Here is a 20,690-nt window from a genome sequence, read left to right as displayed (position 1 = left end):
ATATTTTATGTTCAAGAAACTGATCACAGGCATATCGCTGATAGCCTTTTGCTCAAACATAGTAGCCCAAAGCCCCGAACAGGGGCTGGTCTACTATCAGTCTTTCGATGATCCGCAGCCGGAAGCCATCCGGATGGCAGAAATTGCAACCCGCGATTCATCCTCCCTTTTCCTGGTGCATACCTCTTCCTATAGTGAAGGATTAAAAGGGAAAGCCCTCGACCTGACAGATGAGATAGCTTATCGTATTCCCCTTTCCCTGACCGCTAAAGAACGTCCGTCTTTTGCAGCAGACCGTTCGTTCACCCTGCAAGTCTGGGTAAAAACGAAACCCGGCGCCCCATTAGGTACGCCAATCATGACGAATGCAACGACTGCCGACCCGACGGGCTGGTGTATCGGAACGCAGGAAAACGGAGCTTGGTATCTGAGCCTGAACGACGGAAAGAACAGTTACAGCTATCAGCCGACAGCCGGACGGCAGGCCATAAACGACGGGAAATGGCATCAATTGACAGTATCCGTAGATAAGAAAAAGGGAGAAGTATGGATGTATCTGGATGGACGCAATGTTGCTATTTATCAGACAGAAGGACTCCAGTCGCTCGAAAGTAAATTCCGCACGATCGTAGGAGGGAGTGATGAGGAACAGGATTGGGAGTGCCGGGGCGAATGGATGGCCTTCAACGGAAAAATAGACGAAGTGAAGATGTGGGATCGTCCGATCAGCAGCCAGGAGGTACGGGAAAGTTACGGACAGTTCTTCCCATTATCTCCCTTGTATCCGTCTTACAAGCCCGACAAACTAAAAGTACAGGTATGGAATATATGGCATGGCGGAAGGCGCTTCGGCAAGCAGGTCGGCGTAAACCGTGTCATAGACGTCCTGAAAAAAGAGAATGCGGATGTGATCGGATTGATCGAAACGTACGGTTCCGGTGCTATCATTGCAGACTCCCTCGGGTATTATTTCTACTTGATCAGTTCCAATCTCAGCATTATGAGCCGTTACCCGATAGACGAAACGATTCAACTGTTCCGTTCATTCAATTCGGGAGGAGCATTTATCCGCTTGAATGAGGAACAGCAAATCGCCTTCTACGACATCTGGCTTCATTACCTACCCGACGTTGCCGATCTGAATAAAGGAAAAGAGGCGATAAAGAAATACGAAGAGGATGAAGCGCAGACCCGCCTGCCGGAAATCAGAGAGATACTGAAACAAATGGCACCTCATACCGCACAGTCGGCAGAAACACCGGTCATACTGGTCGGAGATTTCAACTGTGACTCTCATCTGGATTGGAACGAGCAGACCCGGCCGGCCCATCAGGGTGCGTTTGCCAAACTGGAAGTATCGAAACAGGTCATCGATAAAGGTTTCACCGATAGCTTTCGTCATCTTTATCCGGATGTCCTGTTAAACCAGGGAGCAACCTGGTCGCCGCTCATCAATCTGGGAGCTAAAAAACTGAGTTGCCTTCCCCAGCGGATCGACTATATCTATTACAAAGGGGAGAAACTAATACCCTATCGTTCGGAAGCCCTGAGCCATCATCCTGTAGGGTGGCCCTCCGATCATGGAAGCGTAGTGACGTCATTCTACTTTAAATAAAAGGCAGACTGCTAATATTGTATATCACTACTGTCTTCTTTTCATATCACAGTCAGATTCCGTTTGTTTTACAGATGGATTTCTTTTGTATCACAACTGTGATATGAATAGAAGATCAAGAGAAAATGACTCTATTCCGGAACAAAATCACTGTATGCCCCAAACAACCCGCTAGATCCCCCCAATTATTTTACTTTACGGCCTTGTTCTTCTGAATAAATGCAGTAGGGATCATTCCGAACTCATTCTTGAAGATACGAGTGAAATATGACTGGCTCTCGATACCAATCCGCTCCATCGTTTCACGGATAGACAGATTTTCCTCTATCAACAATCTAGCAGCCTTTCGCAGACGGTAACTTCTGATGAACTCGACAATTGATTTATCCGTCAGCGATTTGACTTTCGCATAGAGTTTACTCCGGCTCATCGACAACTCGGAGGCAATGTAGCTGACATCCATGTCCGGCTGGTCGATACGACTCTCAATAATTTCGATCAGACGACTGATAAATTTATTATCCTGCTGGTTTGCTGCCAGTTCCCGACTGTCAACGAAATAGTTCCGAACATAGTGTTCTTTCAGGTTTTGCTGTTGCCTGAATATATTCTGCACAGTCAATTTCAGAAGTCCGAAATCAACCGGCTTTTCAAAATAAGCATCCGCACCGGAGTCCACCCCTTCCATCTGATTCTCCAATCCACCTCTGGCTGTCAGCATAATAAATGGTATATGGGAAAAGTTCATGTTTTCCTTTATCTCCCTGCATAAAGTTATTCCGCTTTTTACCGGCATCATAATATCACTGACGATAAGGTCGATTTCCATTTCTTCCACTATATCGGATGCTTCCACCCCATTCCCGGCCTCGACAATCTCAAAAGAAGAGCGAAGATGCATCGCCATCAAACCACGCAAATCCTCATTATCTTCCACCAAAAGGATTCGTTTCCTGTCTCTCAACAAGAAGAATTCCTGTTTATCTGATTCCTGTTTATCAAACAGGAGTTCCGGTTCGATAAAATATGACATTGTCATATTTTTCGCTGATGCTTCATTTTCCAACAATTCCACAGCATCATACATTTCTTTATCCAGAGGAAACTGCACAAGCATTTCCGTACCTTTGTTGCGTTCACTATAAATCGAAATAGCTCCTTTATGAAGCAATACCAGACTTTTTACCAACGCAAGCCCGATTCCGGAACCGATGTGAGCCTCCGTATCATCCGAATCAACTTTATAGAAACGTTCAAACACTTGGGCTATAGATTCGGCTGAGATACCGACACCTGTATCCTTGACCAAAATACTGAAAGTCCGGACCAACTCCGGATTAGATTGTATTTTATAGCTGTTTTTAAAACCGGACCGAAAAGGTTCCTTATCCAACCGGGTCTCGACTACAATATGCCCTCTATTGCCTGTGTATTTGAATGCATTGTTCAATAAGTTCATAATTACTTTCTCCATGACCTGTTCATCGAAGTAAATAGGCACTGATAAAGCCGGATCACACTGAATCGTGTAGTCGATCTCCTTTTGTAAAGCATACTCCTGAAAATCAGAAGCGACCTCCTGAACAAAACGGTTAATATTAGATGAATGTACCTTCAGCTTCATTTTCCCATTCTCCACTGTCCTAAAATCCATCAGCTCATTAACCAGATTCAGCAGGCGGCGGGCATTACTATTCAACAATCGGATATAATGATTGTTCCCATACTGTTGCTGCATATGCTCGACAGAAGCCATGATAAGAGACAGCGGAGTTCGGAAATCATGGGAAATATTTGTAAAGAAGCGCAGTTGAGCCTGATGGTTCTCTTCCTTCTTCTCCATTTCCAAAGAATCCATATAAAGCTCTAGTTTCAGTTTTTTCTGATGGTTGTAATAATACAAAACAGTTCCTCCTAAAGTAAAAAACAGGAAACCATAAATCATATACGCCCACCAGCTAAACCAGGGAGCCGGTAACCTTCTGATCCGGATCGTTGTTAGAACATCATTCCATACGCCATCATTATTGGATGCCATCACTTCAAATGTATAAGTACCCGAAGGAACTTTGGCATAAGACACGATCCGGCTTGTGGCATCGATCTCTATCCAACGCTGATCGTATCCCACCAACCTGTATTTAAACCGGTTCTTCTCCGGTATCAGGTAATTATCAGAAGACAACTTAAAACCAAAATTTATCTGGTTATAATCCAAAATGATCTCTTTGGTAGTAGAAATCGACTGGTGCAACGGAGAACCAGTCGAATCGGGTTTTACAATCTCATTATCTATATAGAAATCTGTAATAATAGCAGTCGGTTTAAATTCACTGAGCAACACTTCCTTCGGATTGATAATTGTAAAACCGTTGGTCCCTCCAAAATACAATTCACCATTTTTCCCTTTCATACAGGCTTTCGGATAAAATACGATTCCCTGTATCCCGTCTTTCTTATCAAAACGGAAAAAGGTATTTTTTTCTATATTATATTTAAACAGACCGTTATCCGTGCCCATCCAGAGATCGTTATCATCATCCGCACAAAGACTATAAATTGTGGATACGTCATAGCGCAAAATATCATTGACGGAATAAAACCGGTTATTCTTCACATCGTATTTAACCAACCCACTCCCAACCGTTCCAATCCACACATTCCCCGTTTCATCCAGACATAACGCCTGTGCCCTGAGACTGTAAGTCGAATCCGAAGCAATCTTCCTGTACTCCTTAGACCTAACATTCATATAATAGAGTTCCTCGTTATTGACCACCCATAAATCATCTTCTCTTCCCCGGCAAAGATCCGAGATGGAACTATTGTTGTTATCTCTTTTCGACAGATAATGAGTAAAACGATCTGTTGCAAACGAATAGAAAGAAATACCTGCCGACTGATAGCTGATCCATAAACCGGAATCCGCTTCCAGTATCACCTTTCTCAAATCGTTGGTTAGCATTCTGTTGTCTGAACGATAATCTTTATTGAATCGCTTAAAGGCCGATGTTTTGTAAGAAAAACAATCTAATCCTCCCCGATACATGGCAACCCATAGATTCTGAGACTGGTCGATAACCAGCGATTTAACATTATCGTAGGTTAAACTGTTTTGTAACGGATTATGGGTATAATACCTGAACTCCCCCGTTTTCTTATTCATCCGGTTGACACCACCACCTTCCGTGGCGATCCACAGAAATTCATCATCTTCTGCAAAACCACTTACCACTTTATGGTTCAAACCGTTTTCACGGGGAGTAAACGTGCGGAACCGGGATGTCTCCTGAAAATTAAGATAACACACCCCCCCCGAGTAAGTACCTATCCAGACATTTTTCTGGGCATCTTCTTCTATCGTCCATACCGAGTTACTGGGCAAAGAAAAAATATCTGATTTTGAATTTGTGAAATGGGAATATTCCTCCGTTTCCGGATTCATGATATATAATCCTCTCTGAGTACCAACCCAGACATAACCGTTTTTATCGACATATAAAGTTTTCGACGGAACATATTCGTTATTTTGCGTACAAAAAAAACTGTAGTGGTTAATAATGGACAAAGTCTGATAATTCAACTTATACAGTCCATAGCTTTCGGTCAACACCCATAACTCATTCCCATGTTTTTTTATCTCGATAATTGCCTGGTTATCCGAAAGCACACAAATTTGTTCAAAAAACATTTTGTCATAGTCAAACCGATATATCTCACCTTGGGAAGTTCCGGTTATAAGTTCATCCTCATCAGCACACAGAGTCACGGCATCATACAACAAACCTTTTTCTGACTCCATTCCGAAAAAGGTCTTTTTCTCCACATCGAAAATGCCTAAACTGGCACTTATCAGCCAGAGATTCCCCCGAGAATCCGTTTTAATGTTCATCGTATTCGGCTTGAACATTCTTTTAAAAGAGTCGGTAATCTTATCGTAAACGAAAAGCCCTTTATTAGTTGAAACGAACAAATGTCCGCGGGCATCCAGTTCCACATTCCGAAAGTACCATTTATCCGAAGTATCCAGCATTCTGAAATAAGAATAATACCTTCTAAACTGGTAACCGTCAAAACGGAAAAGATCGTTCTCCATGACGATCCAGATAAAGCCGTCGTTGTCCTGCTGAATAGACTTTACCCCATCATAATAAAAGCCACCCTCAGGCGACAAGGTGTGGAATTTGTAATTTTTTATATTCCCCGCCAAAACTGGTAAACTGAAAGATAGGCAAATAAATAATATCAGCTTGTATAAAATATGATTTTTTCTGAGTCTAAACATCGTAATTCCTCATTTTGTATAGAAATAAAACTCCCCCAAATATAGGATATTCAGGGGAGAGTTCTTTATTCAACTTCGAAAAATATACGGATGTAGCCCTTTTTTGACTTTTCATTCAGACGGATTCCGATACGGGAAAACTCAGGACCGTTTTCTTGTATTTTTTCTGGGATAATAGTATATCCCTTCGGAGATGATACTTCTATTTTTACATTGGCTGTATGTTGCTTGCCTGACAGTTTTATTGTATTGTCTCCCTTTTCCTTCCAGTCGGCCAATGTCGTAACAGCAGACTCAAAAGAGCCGGCCTGATCCAGTTCGAAACGATCTTCTATCAGCAAACTACCTTTTCCGCTACGGTCAAACACAAATTTACGAGTATATGATTTCAGATTCGAACAATCGTAAGCACTCGTTAAGTCCAAAACATATTCATCACGGGCAGCTGTAAAATCCGTTCCTATGATTTTTGCCCGGTATTCTTTTCCGACTCCCTGTAACGCCTGGTCTATCACAGCGACAGGATGACCGAAAGAGGAAATCGACTTGAATGTATACCGTTTATCCGTCCACATTGCACCGGCATAGTGATAAGGACCTCCCGGATCGCCCGCCAGTGTTTCATTCCCTATGACAAGAGAATAACTTCCCACATCATTATGATTGTGATGTTCGGCATTATTTCCGCCCTTCAAGGCAACTCCCATGGAATGTGTCGTTGGATTTTCAGGACGACAAATCAACACTCCGGCTTTGTCAAAGAACATTCTGACCGGTTGTTTTCCCTCTGTCTTTGCTACACTTTCAGCATGGCAGGATGTCTGCAAGGCCGTATTCTGAAAAAATAACATCGCAGTAAAGACCGAAGGCTGGAGTTCTCGAGTGTCGATCTGATCATAAGCAGACAACCCTAATCCCAGATTATGGTTACAATACCATAAAATCTGTGGAGAAACAGCCGTTCCGATCCGGCAGTCGGCAAAAGCCGGATAAACCCCGTTGATAATTTCGAAATTGATGCCATACATCGCTATCTTTTTCATCTTCTCACTCTTGAATAAGTCTATAGCGCCTTTGGTGCGCTGATACAACTGTTCCCGTAAAATGATGTAATGTTGGAATCCATAATTAAAATATCCCAGCCCTTCCGTACAATATCCGTCATCCGTATATCCCAGCACACTGTTCTGTGAATAATATTCGGCAGCGGCAACAAACAAGGCTCGTTCCTTTCTGTCTTTTATAACCCCGACAGCAGCACTGGTAACACCTGCCAGACAAACGGCATTCCAGTTATTCGTATTATTGAACCAGTTAAAAGTATATCCTTTCCCCGTTTGTAAAGCATCTTTAACCGGATTAAAAGCACGGGCATACATGGAGTCTATCACAGCCACCCTGACCGGTTCACTGATCTTATCATCCAGGAAATAAAGAGTCTCTGCCAACTCATGGACAAAAGCTGCCGCTGCCAGATCCACTTCATGTTTCTTTCCATAAAATACGTTCAGATACGTATCGTGTGCCGGAAGTACCCAGGAACGATGGGAGATCAGCTCTTTCAAGGTCGATTCTATTTTAGGGACAAAACGTCCTTCATTCTCCATACATTCAGCCCAAACCAATGGTGCCAGACGTGATTTTCGGGCATTCAGCATTTTCTCGCCGGGAGGCCTGACACCATTCTTTGAAAATTCCAGGTAGAGCTCATCATCCCAAGCTGGCATTTCCGTATTCAAGACCTCCTCTGCCTTTTTCAAGACAGAAGGATAGTCAATTTTATCTTTGATCTTTTCCCACTCCGCACGGTTGTGATAGGATACGCCAAAACCAGCCGGCTCCTCCTCTAGGTAACCGGCAATTTCATTGATTCGAAACCGGTTATTCTCTTCAAAAGGAATACTTTTCGGTACTTGTGCTAGCAAAGCAAAAGGCAACAGACAAAAGGTTAAAAGGTATTTTTCCATGGTATACTGTATTTAAAGATTTCAAAACAACTGTATTCCAGAGTTTTTCACGTTCGGTATATTTTCTCCGGGTATCAGGCAAACATCTACCCACTGCCGGGTATTTGCCGGAACTTCAAATTCGAATCCAACAAAGATAGTTCCTTTATTGGAAGCATCATACTCATGACGAGATTCCGTACTCCAGGTTCTGCCCTTTATCGCAACCGTCCCTTCAGCTTTTATTGTCAACTTCTTTCCATCCATGACAAGCACAATGGTATGGTCATCTATGATCTGCGGGGTAGCTGCAGTCAGCAGATTCCACCGGATCGAAGCCGCCTTGTCATCCGTCCGGATTTCATCACGGATCAGGACATATTCGTTATTAATAATTCCGACACCTCTTTTCAAGCTACTGACTTCTGTTCGATATAAAGACGTAAGATCCATTGAAACAGACATCTGCCCGTCCTTTTCTGTAATATTTTCTACCGGAGCATACCCTGCTATGATCTGTTTCTTTCCATTTACAGTCAATGTATTATGAGCCATATTGTTATAACGAAACACATCCCAGCGGGGAGATTCCTGCGTCATATTCCACAGGTCAATACCTTTCGATTCCAGCGAATGATAATCTTGTGCCCCGAAATCCATAGCCCATCGAATACCATCCGATTCCATCACAAAAGAACCTATATCCATATGTCCGTGACTTTCCTTCGGAGTTCCCCCTTTCACCCCCAGGTAAATAGCGTTATCCGATTCCCAGGAAGTCCGCATAATGGCAAGAGCACTTTTTCCTTGCCCCGTATACATCCGTTCAACAGGAGTCGTAATGTCTTTAAACAAAATATCCTTACTCCATATAAGTAACATGGGGAGATAACGGTCTTTAGTTAGACTGGGATCTTTTCTGACTTCAAGCGCTTTTAATTTATCCAGTTCTCTCCAGATAAGTGAAGGAGTATTCGTCTTTCCGGCAAACCAATACATAACCGGATTCACTACAGTGGAACTCCCGTTATCGGCAAAGTTAAAACATTGTAGGCTGGCATGCCTGGATTCTGTAACACGTTCTAGCGATTTTGTGACAGCGAGTCCATTCACTGCCCTGGCTGTACCTTCCATATGTTGCATAAAAGAGGCTGTATTCAAAAATCCGGGAGCCTCGCAAAGGCCAAAATCCTTTTTCCAAATAGTTTCCAGCAGATCAATGAACAACACATTATAAGTCGTCCCATAAATCCAATAACCATATCCTTCAGGATAAGCCCCATTATTTACATAGACGGTCATCGGTTGGCGTATCGACTCCAAAGCACGATTTATCAAAGCGGCAGATTCCTCCGGTTGTTGTTCATACAAAGCCAGTGCTCCAAAAGTAATGCCTCCGTTACAAACCTGGTTCCAATTGTTATTACCACCCAGCCAGCCGTTATATTGTTTTTCTAACGATGGCTTCAACCCTTTCTCCTTGATTGCTGCGGCAATCTGTTTTCTCGATTTTTCAGACAACCGGGGATATAGCCAGTCATATCCGATCGACACAGCAGAAGTCATCTCCGCCACATCCAAAAAATGACTAGGATTCCAGTCCGACAAATCAGCCATTGCCAGCAACTCTTTTTCCGCCCGCAGAAAATAGGTATCCTCCTGCGTCAAACGAAAAGCATACGACAAGTAAAAAATCCTCCGGATAGCTTCACGCGAAGTATGCAAGATTCTGCGCCCTTTCTGGTTACGGGCAAGGACCGGTAGCGAAAGCATCCGGTCGCATTCCTCTATAATCTCGTTGTGCAAGGTTTGCAACAGAGGCTCAGAAGATATCTTATCCTTCAACAGCGTTTCTTCTCCTTTAGTTAAAAGAAGACGAGGGTGCTCCGGGACAACCTCATGTGAAGAGATCCCGGATAATGACTGTGCATGCAAGACTATCGGCAAAAGCAAGGCAATCAATAAGATATACTGTTTCATTTTTTCTCTATTTGGGTAACTGAATAAAAAGAAAGTGTACCGGGCTCGTAGGATAGTCGGTACACTTTCCATAAATTTATTATTTCAACTTATACTCCGGATAAGCGTCAACCACATGCATAATGCCATTGGTCGGCTGCAAATTGGAAGTCACTACCGAAACAACCTTTCCCGAATTTACCACGTCATTGATCCGGACTTCAAACTTATTTTGTGCATCATTATTCTGAGGTCTCAAACTCAGATACATGATTGCATCCGGATTCATAGTTTCAACTTTCACCGGCGTAGTCGTCAGATCTAAAGAATGATAACGTCCCTTTACAATATATGAATTCAGTAACGTCTTAATATCTTCTACTTTCATTGCCTGCAAACCGGAATAACGATTATCCTTTAGATAACTGGTGAACGCTACGTCATTCAGAATAATAAAAGTACGGTCGTCGATCTCATATTCCTGCTGGTAACCGGCCAGTGTAATTGCGTCATACAGCAAAGACATATCCATATTTTTACGGCTTTCAATAAAAGCATAGGCCGACATATCCATTGTCAGTTCAACCGGACTGTATTCATATTCAAAATCCTTTTGCAGATCAAGTCCGAACAGGTTGCATGAACTGAATATTGAAGCCATGAAACAACCTGCAATTAGTTGGAATAGTATTTTTTTCATATCTGTATCTTTTTAATAATTACCATTTTGAACCAAATTCGCATTTTCCAGAATATTATTATAATATACCGGCCAGTAAAGCTGCCATTCATCTGTAAAGCGGGGGCATACGTCACCTGTTTGCGCTTCAATGTAATTTTCAAAATAATCGTTCATCACTTTCATCGCCCGGCCTGTACGGATCAGGTCAAACCAACGGCGTCCCTCACCCAACAGTTCCAGCTGCCTTTCCTGAAGGATAGCATCCTCCATAGCCAGAGTCCGGTCCGAAGCATTTGTAAAATCGTCCATCGTCTTCAGTGACAGTCCCGCCCGCTCGCGGATCATATTCAGTAATTCCAGTGCTTCTTCCTGTCTCTGCTGCTTATTCAGCGCTTCCGCTCTCAGCAATAGAATATCAGCATAACGGTAAAAAGGAACATACTTTTCATTTGCTTCAATCACACGTTCACCCGGTTGCCATTTCCAGATGGATGCATCGCCATTCGGGCTGGATATGTGGTTGGATGCATAGACAATCGTAGTATCGATCGTCTGATAACGGCGAAGGTCCATACGATATTCCTCCGTATTCCACAAGTTCTTCACTCCTTCCGAAGGTATCATCTGCGGAGCAGCTGTCCGGCACATCATATAGATAATCCAGTTCTGTTTATTATTCTGGTAAGACCATTTCATTGTCCAGATGTTTTCGCTGGTAGTACCGTCTACACAAACCTGGGCAAATTCAGTCCCTTTGAGAAGCGAATAGCGTTTCAAATCCATCAGTTTCCCGGAGTAAAGAATTGCTTTGTCATAGTCACGCATCCACATGGCGTAATCGGTATAAAGGGCATACAAGGCACCGGGATTGAAACGGAACACATCATTCTGGCCTTCGTCCACTAATTTCACAGCTTCTTCCAGGTCTTTTCCCACCAGGTCCAACACCTGCGACTGAGGAGACTGAGTCGGTTTTTCAACATCAGCCAAAGATAAAGTCGGTTTTTCTACCAACGGGACATTTCCCCATATTCTCGCCAGATTGAAATAACAGAAAGCACGTAAGAAATAAGCCTCAGCCAGATAATTATCTTTCTTAATCGCAGTCAGTCCCTGCACATCAGGTATATAATGCAAAGCATAATTAACAGTAGAGATAGATTTATACCACACATTCCAATCAGCAGAGACATGCGATGAATTCAGTTTATTGGTATTGGCGGCATAGGTAGGCATACTGCTGGAAACCGTTGTTCCCACAAAGTTATCGGAGCGCATCTCAAACCAGGTCATATAATTACCGGCACTGTTCTTATTATAGTTTGTCTGGAAATCCGCATAAACAGAATTCAATGCGGCACGGACATCATTATCAGTCTGCCAGAAAGTGGAAGTTGCAATATCACTCACGGGGTCCACATCCAGAAAATCATTCAGGCAAGAGGTGAACAAAAGAGTCGACAAGAAAACTGCATATATCTTTTTCATCTTCATATACATTTAAAAGTTAACATTTACTCCGAACAGAATATCTTTTGCCTTCGGATAGGAGTTATTATCATAACCTACGGCAAATCCGCTGCTTGGTAATTCAGGGTCGAAACCGGAATAGTTCGACCAGGTAAAGAAGTTTTGCATCATAGCTGATACGCTCAATGATTCAACACCGATCTTTTTCACGATATTTTTAGGCAATTCATAAGCCAGACGGATATTCTTCAAACGGATATACGAACCATCCTCGATCCAGAGACTGCTGGCAAAGCGGGTATTATCCATGACTGCCGCACCATTTGGTTTCGGGAACTTGGCTATATCGCCGGGAGCTTTCCATGAATTAGCGATATTAGCTGGGTTACCGCGGGTGATAGCCGACCATTTATGTTCCGAACGGCTCTGCTCGTAAGCATTGAATACATCTCCGCCTATGGCAAAGGAGAAGAACAAAGAAAGTGTGAATCCTTTATACGTAAAGTCGTTATTGAAACCTCCGATCACGTCCGGCTGTCCGCAACCCAGTACCTGACGGTCTTTGGCATCGATGATACCGTCCTTATTGACATCGTCCCACATAACATCACCGCCTTTGAAAACATCACCGGTTGCCGTATTATAACGATACTGTTTGATCTCGCCGTCATAAGCCTTGCCATCCAGTTCATAGCCGGTAAAGCGGTCTTTTTCATCAAATATCGGAGTAAGCTGTTTCCAGTCGGGGGTAAAGGCATTCGATTCATCGTACGGGAAAATAGCATTAGCTTTCCATCCATACATAGTTCCTACCGCATATCCCTTATCCAGGATATATACCGTATTGATAAACTGTTGTCCGCCCTCCGGAATGGAAACGATCGTATTCTTATTGAACGAAAGGTTCAATGAGGTATTCCACTGGAAATCTTTCGTTTTAATATTGGTTGAATTCACCGTTATTTCCCATCCTGTATTTTTTACATCGCCAATATTCTGATAAGAACTACTGAAACCGGATGTTTGCGGTAATTTAACCTGATAAAGAACATCTGAAGTCTTTTTGTTATAATAATCCACTATCAATCCGATTCTTCCGTCCAAGACAGAGACATCTAGACCGATATTATACTGCTGCGTCTGTTCCCATCCCAAATTCCTGTTCTCTAACTGATTCGGGTAAATACCCGGCATATCCGCATAAAAGTTTGTAGTATACAATCCCAAAGAAGAGAAGTTTCCGGCAACTTGGTTACCAGTCACACCATAACTCAGTCGTAATTTGGAATCATTAACTACCGGTTTCATCCATTTCATAAAAACTTCATCCGAAAATCTCCATCCCAATGAGGCTGACGGGAAAAAACCCCAGCGTTTATCTGTTCCGAAACGGGAAGAACCGTCGTAACGCAAGTTAGAATTAAACAGGTACTTACCTTTATAACTGTAAGAGATACGTCCGAAGAAAGAAGCCAGCCGGTTCGCAGTCCAGGTCGCTTTCGTATTGGTCATATCCACACCACCATAAGCATTTGAAATTTCAATGGCATCACTGATATTATCGACAACAGCTAGTTTCGTCATTTCTGTTTTAAACTCCTGGAGACTGAAACCGCCCAATACCGTTAATGCATGGTCTTTATTGAAGGTTTTATTATAAGTCAGCACATCTTCATGTGTCCAGCTGGTTTTCGTATCGTCTTGGTTGGTCGATTTACGACGTCCGTTCACATCTAGGATAGCCGGACGGAAACTCTGATACTTCTGTAAATTGAAACTACCGGCAATGCTGGCTTTAAACTTCAGTTCGTCCAGTATCTTATACTCTAGAAATTCATATAGGTCCAGATTATATATCTTATAATTGTTTTTTCCTACCATACTTTCAGCCAAAGGATTACTACGACTTGCCAGAATCGGGGTATAACTGCCGTCGGGCTCTATCACATTATAGTTAGCGGGACGCTGAAGGATACGTGACCGGGATTCACTAGTCGACCTGCGCTGGTTGGAAATAGTCAGTGCCAAACGATTACCGATAGTCAGACGGGGAGTCGCGTTGTAATCGGCATTGATACGAGTTGTCAAACGCTTATTAAAGGTGTTGATCTGAATACCCTGCTCTCCCAAATAACCAGCACTGACAAAATATTTCAATTTCTTTTCCGCACCGGAAACACTGACATCCACCTGGTTTGTCCACGCATGTCTGAATAACAAATCCTGATAGAAATTGTCAGCAGTCATGGACGGGTTCAAAGAGTCGCGGTTGGCGATCGTCGTATAATTGCCGTTCAGGAAATTACGTAAAGTTTCATATTGGATACCTTGCAAGCGGCTCATCTGGGCCAGTTTTTTACCTATCCGTGACTGTTTCAATGAATAATTGGCAGAAACTTTTGCTTTTCCTTCCTGTCCCTGTTTGGTAGAAATAATGACAACACCATTGGCAGAGCGGGAACCGTAGATTGCAGCAGAAGCGGCATCCTTCAAAACCTCCACGGATGCTATGTCACGCGGGTTGATATTATCGATATTCGAAACTTCCATTCCGTCAACAATAAACAACGGATTGGAGCCGCCGTCACTCAATGTAGAGGTACCCCGAATACGGAATGTTGCGGCAGTACCCGGTTCGGAAGTACTCATAATATCCAGACCTGAGACTTTCCCTTGCAGGGCAGACGCAATGTTTACAGGCTCATTGGACTGTATATCCTTATCACTTACAGAAACGATAGAACCGGTAATATCCCTTTTCTTCATCGAGCCGTAACCGACAACGATTACTTCATCCAAAGCCTGGGAAGATTCTTCCATACTTACATGAATGATCTTCCGGCTATTAACATTGACCGTTTGTGTATTATATCCTAGAAATGTAAACTCTAAAACACCGGTAGCCGGCACCTGAATCGAATACTTTCCATCCATATCAGTCATAGTACCGGTTTGTGTTCCTTTCAATACGATATTGACGCCGGCCATCGGACCTAGTTTGTCGTTCACTGTACCGGTAACTTGTATATTCTGAGCAGAAAGGACAGTCCCAATGCTAACAAAGAGCAGAAGGAACAAAAACTGTCTGTATTTATTAATGTGGTTCATTGTATACTGAATTTAAAGTGATTATTCTTGTTTCGTTGTTACAGAGACCATATAAGTGGCAGTCTTCTTGCCATCTTCCGAAGTGACTGTGAATTGAATAGGCTCCGTAAAATCATAGGCCTTTCCATCCGGTTTATCAAACGAAGCATTAAAGGACTCTGGAGAAAGTTCAAATTTCGGAACCAACTTTGTCAGATCTGTGTTTGCGGGCACTACAAGAGTCACAGTTTTGTTATTCTCATTACAAACCGCTTTCACTGGTTCTCCCGTCTCCGGGTCAATAACAGCAGGGATAGCAACAGAATACAGTTGACAGGCCGCATACTTATATGTCATATCCAGTATCACTTCATAAACGGCTTTTTTTCCGCTTTCCGCTATAACTGTATATTCTATGAGACCAGTAGAAAAATCAACAGCCTCCAAGCTTTTTGGAGTAACACTCGTCCAGGGAGCCGCCACAATCTCCGGACGGATCTCTTTCAGGTCCAAATGTGAAGGTAGTTTCAACGTAATTGTTTTTTTACTCTGGTCTATAGTAGCAATGTGCTGTATAAATACATTGCCTCCGTTCTGGGCAGGGTTCAATGTAAAGCGAACAATACTACGCATGTTGGATGGAGGGTAATCACTAAGATCTTCACTGCCACAACCAAAACCGATAAAGATAAGGCACAGAAACGTGCTTAAATAAATACTTAGTTTTTTCATGTGTCGAATACAACTAAAAAGGTTAAACATCTATTGTTTTATTTTTCTCTCTCTGCGAATTTATACATCTCGGATGCGACCATCAGAAAAGCACCGCTGCCATATTCCTGGTTATCCGCAGCCTGTACATTTTCAGGGCTAGCGCCGATAGCCTGTACATATCCCAATTTCCCGTTTTCATCTATACACTCCAGCAAGGCAGTCCATGCCCGGCATACTTTAGGCATATAAATATCCGGACACAATAATCCGTTATTAATTCCCCAAATCATAGCATAAGCAAAAAAAGTGCTACTGCTGGTTTCTTTTACGGGTACTTCTTCCGGATCCAGGAGACTCGCACGCCAGAGTCCGTCCGGTTGCTGGACAGATGCTATTTTTGTTATCATTTGCATATACAGTTCCTTATAATCCTTATAAATCAGACTCTTTTCCGGAATCAGCGAAAGGAGTTGAGCCAATCCGCCTACCACCCAGGCATTTCCTCGTCCCCAGAATACTTTCTTTCCATTGGTTGTCAATGCATTAAAATAGCGCTTGTCCCTAAAGAAAAGACTATCGTCTTTACTATACAGAAAATCAGTTGAATCCCAATACATTTCTTGCAGATAATCGTAATATTTACCATCACCTGTTATAGTAGCCAGACGAGCCAACACCGGTGGTTCCATATATAAGGCATCACACCACCACCAATCGACACGACCGGGTTGAGGGTCAGCGATCAGACTATCTATCGCTTCCTGTATCCCATGAAGCATCTTCGGGTCCTTCTCTACTTTATAGACATCCAAATAAGCCTGCCCACAGGCCAAATCGTCTGCATGGCGGTACCGACGTCCTCTTTTCCAGTTCCAACCATTAGCCCATTTCTTCGTCTGTTCCAAATAAGCCAGATCAGCAGTTGTCTGATACGCGTACATTATACCGGAATAAAAGACAGAACGGGCCCACTGTTCCTGTTCTGCATTTATATCTACCGGATGGTTAACCTGCCATCGGAAAACATCGAGCATTTTTTCTTTAATAAATGCTTTTGAATAAATATCTTCTTCAGCCGATTTCTTTTCTCCCGAAAAAGAGCAGGAACAAAGCTGGATTGTTAGTATACTGACAAAAACAAATTTCAATTTCATGATTTGCAATTTAGATGATTTTTAGTCCAAAAGTATAGGAATAAGAGGAAGGTCTTTTGTCCGAATAAGCATCCTTTTGTCTCTATTTGCCTTTTACACAGGAAAAAGCAAAAAAAAACGATTTGTACTAAATTTGAAGACAAACGAGCAAAAGGGTTCTTATTGCCATATTACCCATTTATAATTATCTTTGCCCCAAATCAACAAACAGAAAAAGATTCATGAAACGACTACTGGTACTTTGCCTGGCCGCTTTTTGGGCTGGAACTACTTTTACCGCTTCTTCACAAAAGCCATTGATCCCGAACAATACGGAAGTTTTCAAATTATACCTTGAGACACATGGATCTTATAACGAAGCGCTTTCCGGTGAAGCGGAAAGGGATCGTTTTCTGCTGAATGATTTGAAGGTGGAAGCAACGGGGACTGTCACTCCCTGGCTTTCCTATGCCTACCGGCAGGTTCTTTGTTACCGGAATGAATGGGTACGGGCCAACGGCTTCGGCTCCTACATCGAAAATGCCTGGGTAAACGTTCGGTTATCGGATAAATTCTCTGTGACAGCCGGTAAACAGGATGCTGCGCGGGGAGGCTTCGAATACGACGAATATACCTATAAGATATACGATTACAGCGATATGAACGACTGGATGGATTGTTATTTCACCGGAGTCGGGATCAGCTACGAACCTGCAGAAACACAGGAACTCTGCCTGCAAGTGACCAACGGTAATGATAACCGCAGCAAATCCCCTTCTTTCTATAATCTGGGCTGGAATAGCAGTTACCTGGATGAGCTGTTGTCACTTCGCTATTCGGTCACCGCCGGACAACAGGCAAAAGGCAACTGGATGTGGATGATCTGGGGAGGCCAGCAGGTGGAAGCCGGCAAATTCCTCGGTTATTTCGATGTCATGTATACAAGGGGGAAAATGGATCCGCTGGGGTTGTTGGCGGAGCAGTTTGAACCGGAGGATGAAGAATCGGGAAGCCCGATTGCAAATACCAGCTATCTCTCTCTGGTGACTCGCCTGAACTATCAGATTCATCCGAAATGGAATCTATTTGTAAAGGGAATGTACGAAACAGCCTCTGTCTACAAAACGAACAACCCGTATGAGTCCGGCAAATACCGTACATCCTGGGGATACCAGGGAGGTGTCGAGTTCTATCCGCTGGCGGACGACAATCTCCATCTTTTCATTACCGGCACCGGACGGGCTTACAGCCTGACGGAAAGAGCAAAGGCGCTCGATGCCTCTGTCGAGAACACCGGACGCCTTTCCGTAGGGTTTGTTTATAAGATACCGCTATTTTAGTTGACAAATGACAGTTGACAGATGGGAGGCTATTCCTAACTGTCAACTGTCATCTGTCAATTGTCAACTGTAGTACATCACCAGCTTTCATATCTACCGTAAGCATTCCACCGATAACAGGGAGGGATGCCGGATTCTGATTCATTTTGATACTCAGATTGGCAGACTGTGCCGGCAGCTTGATTCGGAACGTACCAGGGACTGTAGCTTTCAGTCCGGCTTCAGTCAGCTGACCTTCCGTCCATTTGGCTGAGACCTCACCTCCACCCTGCACTTTCAAACCTTTAAAACTACCGGTTTTCCAAGCTGAAGGCAAAGCCGGAAGCAACTCGATATTTCCGGTCTGGCTCTGTACCAGCATTTCTGCAATACCGGCACAACCGCCATAATTGCCATCGATTTGGAAAGGAGGATGCGCACAGAACAGGTTCGGATAAGAACCGCCGCCGTTCACCATATTCGTTCCTTTCTCCACACAAGGACGAAGCAGGTCCGCCAATAATTGATAAGCATGGTCGCCATCATGCAGACGTGCCCAAAAATTGATCTTCCATGCCATCGACCAGCCGGTACTCTTATCGCCACGTGCTTCCAAAGTCTTACGGGCCGCTTCTGCCAGCTCAGGAGTATGCTCCATCGAGATCTCATTTCCCGGATAAAGACCATACAGATGAGAGACATGGCGATGATGCGGTTCCACTTCTTCGTATTGTTCGAGCCATTCCATGATACGTCCGTCTTTACCGATCGTTGTCGGCATCAGGCGGGAACGCTTATCAGCCAGTTCGCGGCAAAAAGCTGAATCCACACCGAGAATATTGGCTGCCGCTATCGTATTGGTAAACAGTTCACGGACGATCTGGTTATCCATAGTCGAACCGGCACAGATATGTATCACCTTGCCATTCGGCATACGGAAAGCATTCTCAGGAGAAGTCGTGGGAGCCGTTACCAGGTAATTATTCCGTGGGTCGCGCACCAGCATATCCGTAAAGAACAGGGCTGCGCCTTTCATCACCGGATAGACCTCTTTCAGATATTCCTTATCTTGCGTATATTGATAATGAGTAAACAGATGTTCGCAAAGCCACGCGGCAGAAGTATTGGTAGCTCCCCACGAAGGATGCTCTCCCGGAGCAGTAAACTCCCAGACATTTCCCAGGATATGGGTCACCCAGCCACGGGCATTATAAAAGACTTTCGCCGTACGTTCGCCGCTCTCCACCTGCTGTTTGATCCATTCCGTCATCGGCAAATGCAACTCGGACAGGTTGGTCACTTCAGCCGGCCAATGATTCATCTGAAAATTGATATTCAGATGATAATCACCATTCCAGGGCGTATTGATCGTGTTACACCACAATCCCTGAAGATTGGGAGGCAATGAACCGACACGGGTCGATGAGATCAGCAAATAACGTCCGAACTGGAAGTAGAGAGCTCCCAGTGACGGGTCGTTCTTATCCTGCTGGAATGCAGCCAAACGTTCGTCGATCGGCAGTTCATCCCGCTCGGTACGGCCCAGGTCCAGATCGACACGGTCAAACAGAGACCGGTAAGCATTCACATGCTCTCTTCTCAGAGTAGGATAATCTTTCCGTTCCGATTCAGCCAGCAAAGAAAACAACTGATCTTCGAATCCTTCATTCTTATAGCTGGTAGCCATGCTCACCAGGAGAATAGCTTCGGAAGCATTTTGGACGGTCAGCGAACTGTCCCCCGGAATCAGAGAGCCCCCTTTCGGCAGGAGAACGCGTACACGTGCCGCATATCTGGTTCCTTTCATCTCCAAAGTATCCACACCGTCAGGCAACTGACCTTTCATCAGCAGGTCTTTGCCATCGACGGATAAGGCATAATGTTCGGGGCGATTCATACCTATGTTGAAGTTTAACGCTTTATCAGCGTCTGCCACCAGATGAACTACGCCCAGGTCACCGGAGAAAGAGGTAAAAGATTCACGGCTGTAATTCACTTTTCCCTTGCGGAAAGAGGTTGAGGCGATCGCATCGTTCAGATTCAGTTCCCGCCGGTAAGCTGACACAGAATCTGCATTTCCAGCATAGATATAATCCAGCACGAGATTTCCCAGCAGCTGATAACTTCCATACGGTACATTGGCACCTTGCCCCTGACCACTGCCGGCTCCTTTACAAACAAAGGTTTTGTACATCAGATCCTGTGCTTCGTCGTTCTTTCCTTCGAAAAGCAGACGGCGTATATTCGCCAGCGACCAAACAGCCTGCGGGTTATCCGTATCCTGTTTACTTCCCGACCACATGGATATCTCATTCAGCAGAATGTTCTCCCGGTCGATTCCTCCGTCAGGCATCATTCCCAGACGGCCGTTTCCCAAGGGTAATGTCTCCTCCCACATACGGGCAGGTTCATCGAAATGATAAGCGATCTTGTTAGTTGTTTTCATTTCCGGCATATCGCAGGCTGTCAAAATAACCAAT

11 protein-coding genes are annotated in these 20,690 nt (G+C 43.9%); 2 read left to right on the top strand and 9 right to left on the bottom strand.

Annotated features, from left to right (window positions below):
* Positions 1-7 precede the first annotated feature (7 nt).
* The gene (locus DXD68_RS23590) at positions 8-1,615 is read left to right on the top strand and encodes a LamG-like jellyroll fold domain-containing protein (RefSeq protein WP_122363884.1); all 1,608 of its coding nucleotides are present in this window, start codon (positions 8-10) and stop codon (positions 1,613-1,615) included.
* 190 nt (positions 1,616-1,805) lie between these two features.
* Here the strand turns inward: DXD68_RS23590 and DXD68_RS23585 are convergent, their stop codons facing one another.
* From DXD68_RS23585 to DXD68_RS23555, 8 genes are all read right to left on the bottom strand, one after another.
* Positions 1,806-5,789 (bottom strand): hybrid sensor histidine kinase/response regulator transcription factor, encoded by a 3,984-nt coding sequence (locus DXD68_RS23585; protein ID WP_158585929.1) that lies wholly within the window; start codon positions 5,787-5,789, stop codon positions 1,806-1,808.
* Between the two features lie 176 nt (positions 5,790-5,965).
* Entirely contained in the window at positions 5,966-7,867 is a 1,902-nt protein-coding gene (locus DXD68_RS24630) for a heparinase II/III family protein (RefSeq protein WP_233577301.1), read from the bottom strand.
* Positions 7,868-7,888: 21 nt separating this feature from the next.
* Positions 7,889-9,826 (bottom strand): heparinase II/III family protein, encoded by a 1,938-nt coding sequence (locus tag DXD68_RS24625; RefSeq protein ID WP_233577299.1) that lies wholly within the window; start codon positions 9,824-9,826, stop codon positions 7,889-7,891.
* Between the two features lie 79 nt (positions 9,827-9,905).
* Positions 9,906-10,505 (bottom strand): fasciclin domain-containing protein, encoded by a 600-nt coding sequence (locus DXD68_RS23575; protein WP_009859660.1) that lies wholly within the window; start codon positions 10,503-10,505, stop codon positions 9,906-9,908.
* 12 nt (positions 10,506-10,517) lie between these two features.
* Positions 10,518-11,975, bottom strand: coding sequence for a RagB/SusD family nutrient uptake outer membrane protein (locus DXD68_RS23570; protein WP_122363895.1), 1,458 nt, complete (start codon positions 11,973-11,975; stop codon positions 10,518-10,520).
* 12 nt (positions 11,976-11,987) lie between these two features.
* Positions 11,988-15,065 carry a SusC/RagA family TonB-linked outer membrane protein gene (locus DXD68_RS23565; RefSeq protein WP_122363882.1) on the bottom strand — a complete coding sequence of 1,026 codons (3,078 nt, stop codon included), beginning with the start codon at positions 15,063-15,065 and terminating at the stop codon, positions 11,988-11,990.
* 21 nt (positions 15,066-15,086) lie between these two features.
* A complete protein-coding gene (locus DXD68_RS23560; protein ID WP_233577297.1) occupies positions 15,087-15,776 on the bottom strand; it encodes a DUF5018 domain-containing protein in 690 nt (229 codons plus the stop codon).
* Between the two features lie 38 nt (positions 15,777-15,814).
* Complete coding sequence (locus DXD68_RS23555; RefSeq protein WP_122363880.1) at positions 15,815-16,912, bottom strand: glycoside hydrolase family 105 protein; 1,098 nt, start codon at positions 16,910-16,912, stop codon at positions 15,815-15,817.
* Between the two features lie 221 nt (positions 16,913-17,133).
* Here DXD68_RS23555 and DXD68_RS23550 point away from each other — a divergent pair, with 221 nt between their 5' ends.
* Entirely contained in the window at positions 17,134-18,231 is a 1,098-nt protein-coding gene (locus DXD68_RS23550) for a porin (protein WP_122363879.1), read from the top strand.
* Between the two features lie 49 nt (positions 18,232-18,280).
* Here DXD68_RS23550 and DXD68_RS23545 read toward each other — a convergent pair whose 3' ends face one another.
* Positions 18,281-20,665 carry a glycosyl hydrolase family 95 catalytic domain-containing protein gene (locus tag DXD68_RS23545; protein ID WP_410510744.1) on the bottom strand — a complete coding sequence of 795 codons (2,385 nt, stop codon included), beginning with the start codon at positions 20,663-20,665 and terminating at the stop codon, positions 18,281-18,283.
* Positions 20,666-20,690: the final 25 nt, after the last annotated feature.

The organism is Parabacteroides sp. TM07-1AC, assembly GCF_003480915.1.
GTDB classification, from domain to species: domain Bacteria; phylum Bacteroidota; class Bacteroidia; order Bacteroidales; family Tannerellaceae; genus Parabacteroides; species Parabacteroides chongii.
Note: the sequence above shows the minus strand (reverse complement) of the source record. Positions and strands in the feature narration are given on the sequence as shown.

What these genes read in the sequence shown, in the direction of transcription:
- DXD68_RS23565 (WP_122363882.1), bottom strand. Translation starts at nt 15,065, where the DNA reads ATGAACCACATTAATAAATACAGACAGTTTTTGTTCCTTCTGCTCTTT.
- DXD68_RS24625 (WP_233577299.1), bottom strand. Translation starts at nt 9,826, where the DNA reads ATGAAACAGTATATCTTATTGATTGCCTTGCTTTTGCCGATAGTCTTG.
- DXD68_RS23575 (WP_009859660.1), bottom strand. Translation starts at nt 10,505, where the DNA reads ATGAAAAAAATACTATTCCAACTAATTGCAGGTTGTTTCATGGCTTCA.
- DXD68_RS24630 (WP_233577301.1), bottom strand. Translation starts at nt 7,867, where the DNA reads ATGGAAAAATACCTTTTAACCTTTTGTCTGTTGCCTTTTGCTTTGCTA.
- DXD68_RS23590 (WP_122363884.1), top strand. Translation starts at nt 8, where the DNA reads ATGTTCAAGAAACTGATCACAGGCATATCGCTGATAGCCTTTTGCTCA.
- DXD68_RS23545 (WP_410510744.1), bottom strand. Translation starts at nt 20,665, where the DNA reads ATGCCGGAAATGAAAACAACTAACAAGATCGCTTATCATTTCGATGAA.
- DXD68_RS23560 (WP_233577297.1), bottom strand. Translation starts at nt 15,776, where the DNA reads ATGAAAAAACTAAGTATTTATTTAAGCACGTTTCTGTGCCTTATCTTT.
- DXD68_RS23550 (WP_122363879.1), top strand. Translation starts at nt 17,134, where the DNA reads ATGAAACGACTACTGGTACTTTGCCTGGCCGCTTTTTGGGCTGGAACT.
- DXD68_RS23555 (WP_122363880.1), bottom strand. Translation starts at nt 16,912, where the DNA reads ATGAAATTGAAATTTGTTTTTGTCAGTATACTAACAATCCAGCTTTGT.
- DXD68_RS23570 (WP_122363895.1), bottom strand. Translation starts at nt 11,975, where the DNA reads ATGAAAAAGATATATGCAGTTTTCTTGTCGACTCTTTTGTTCACCTCT.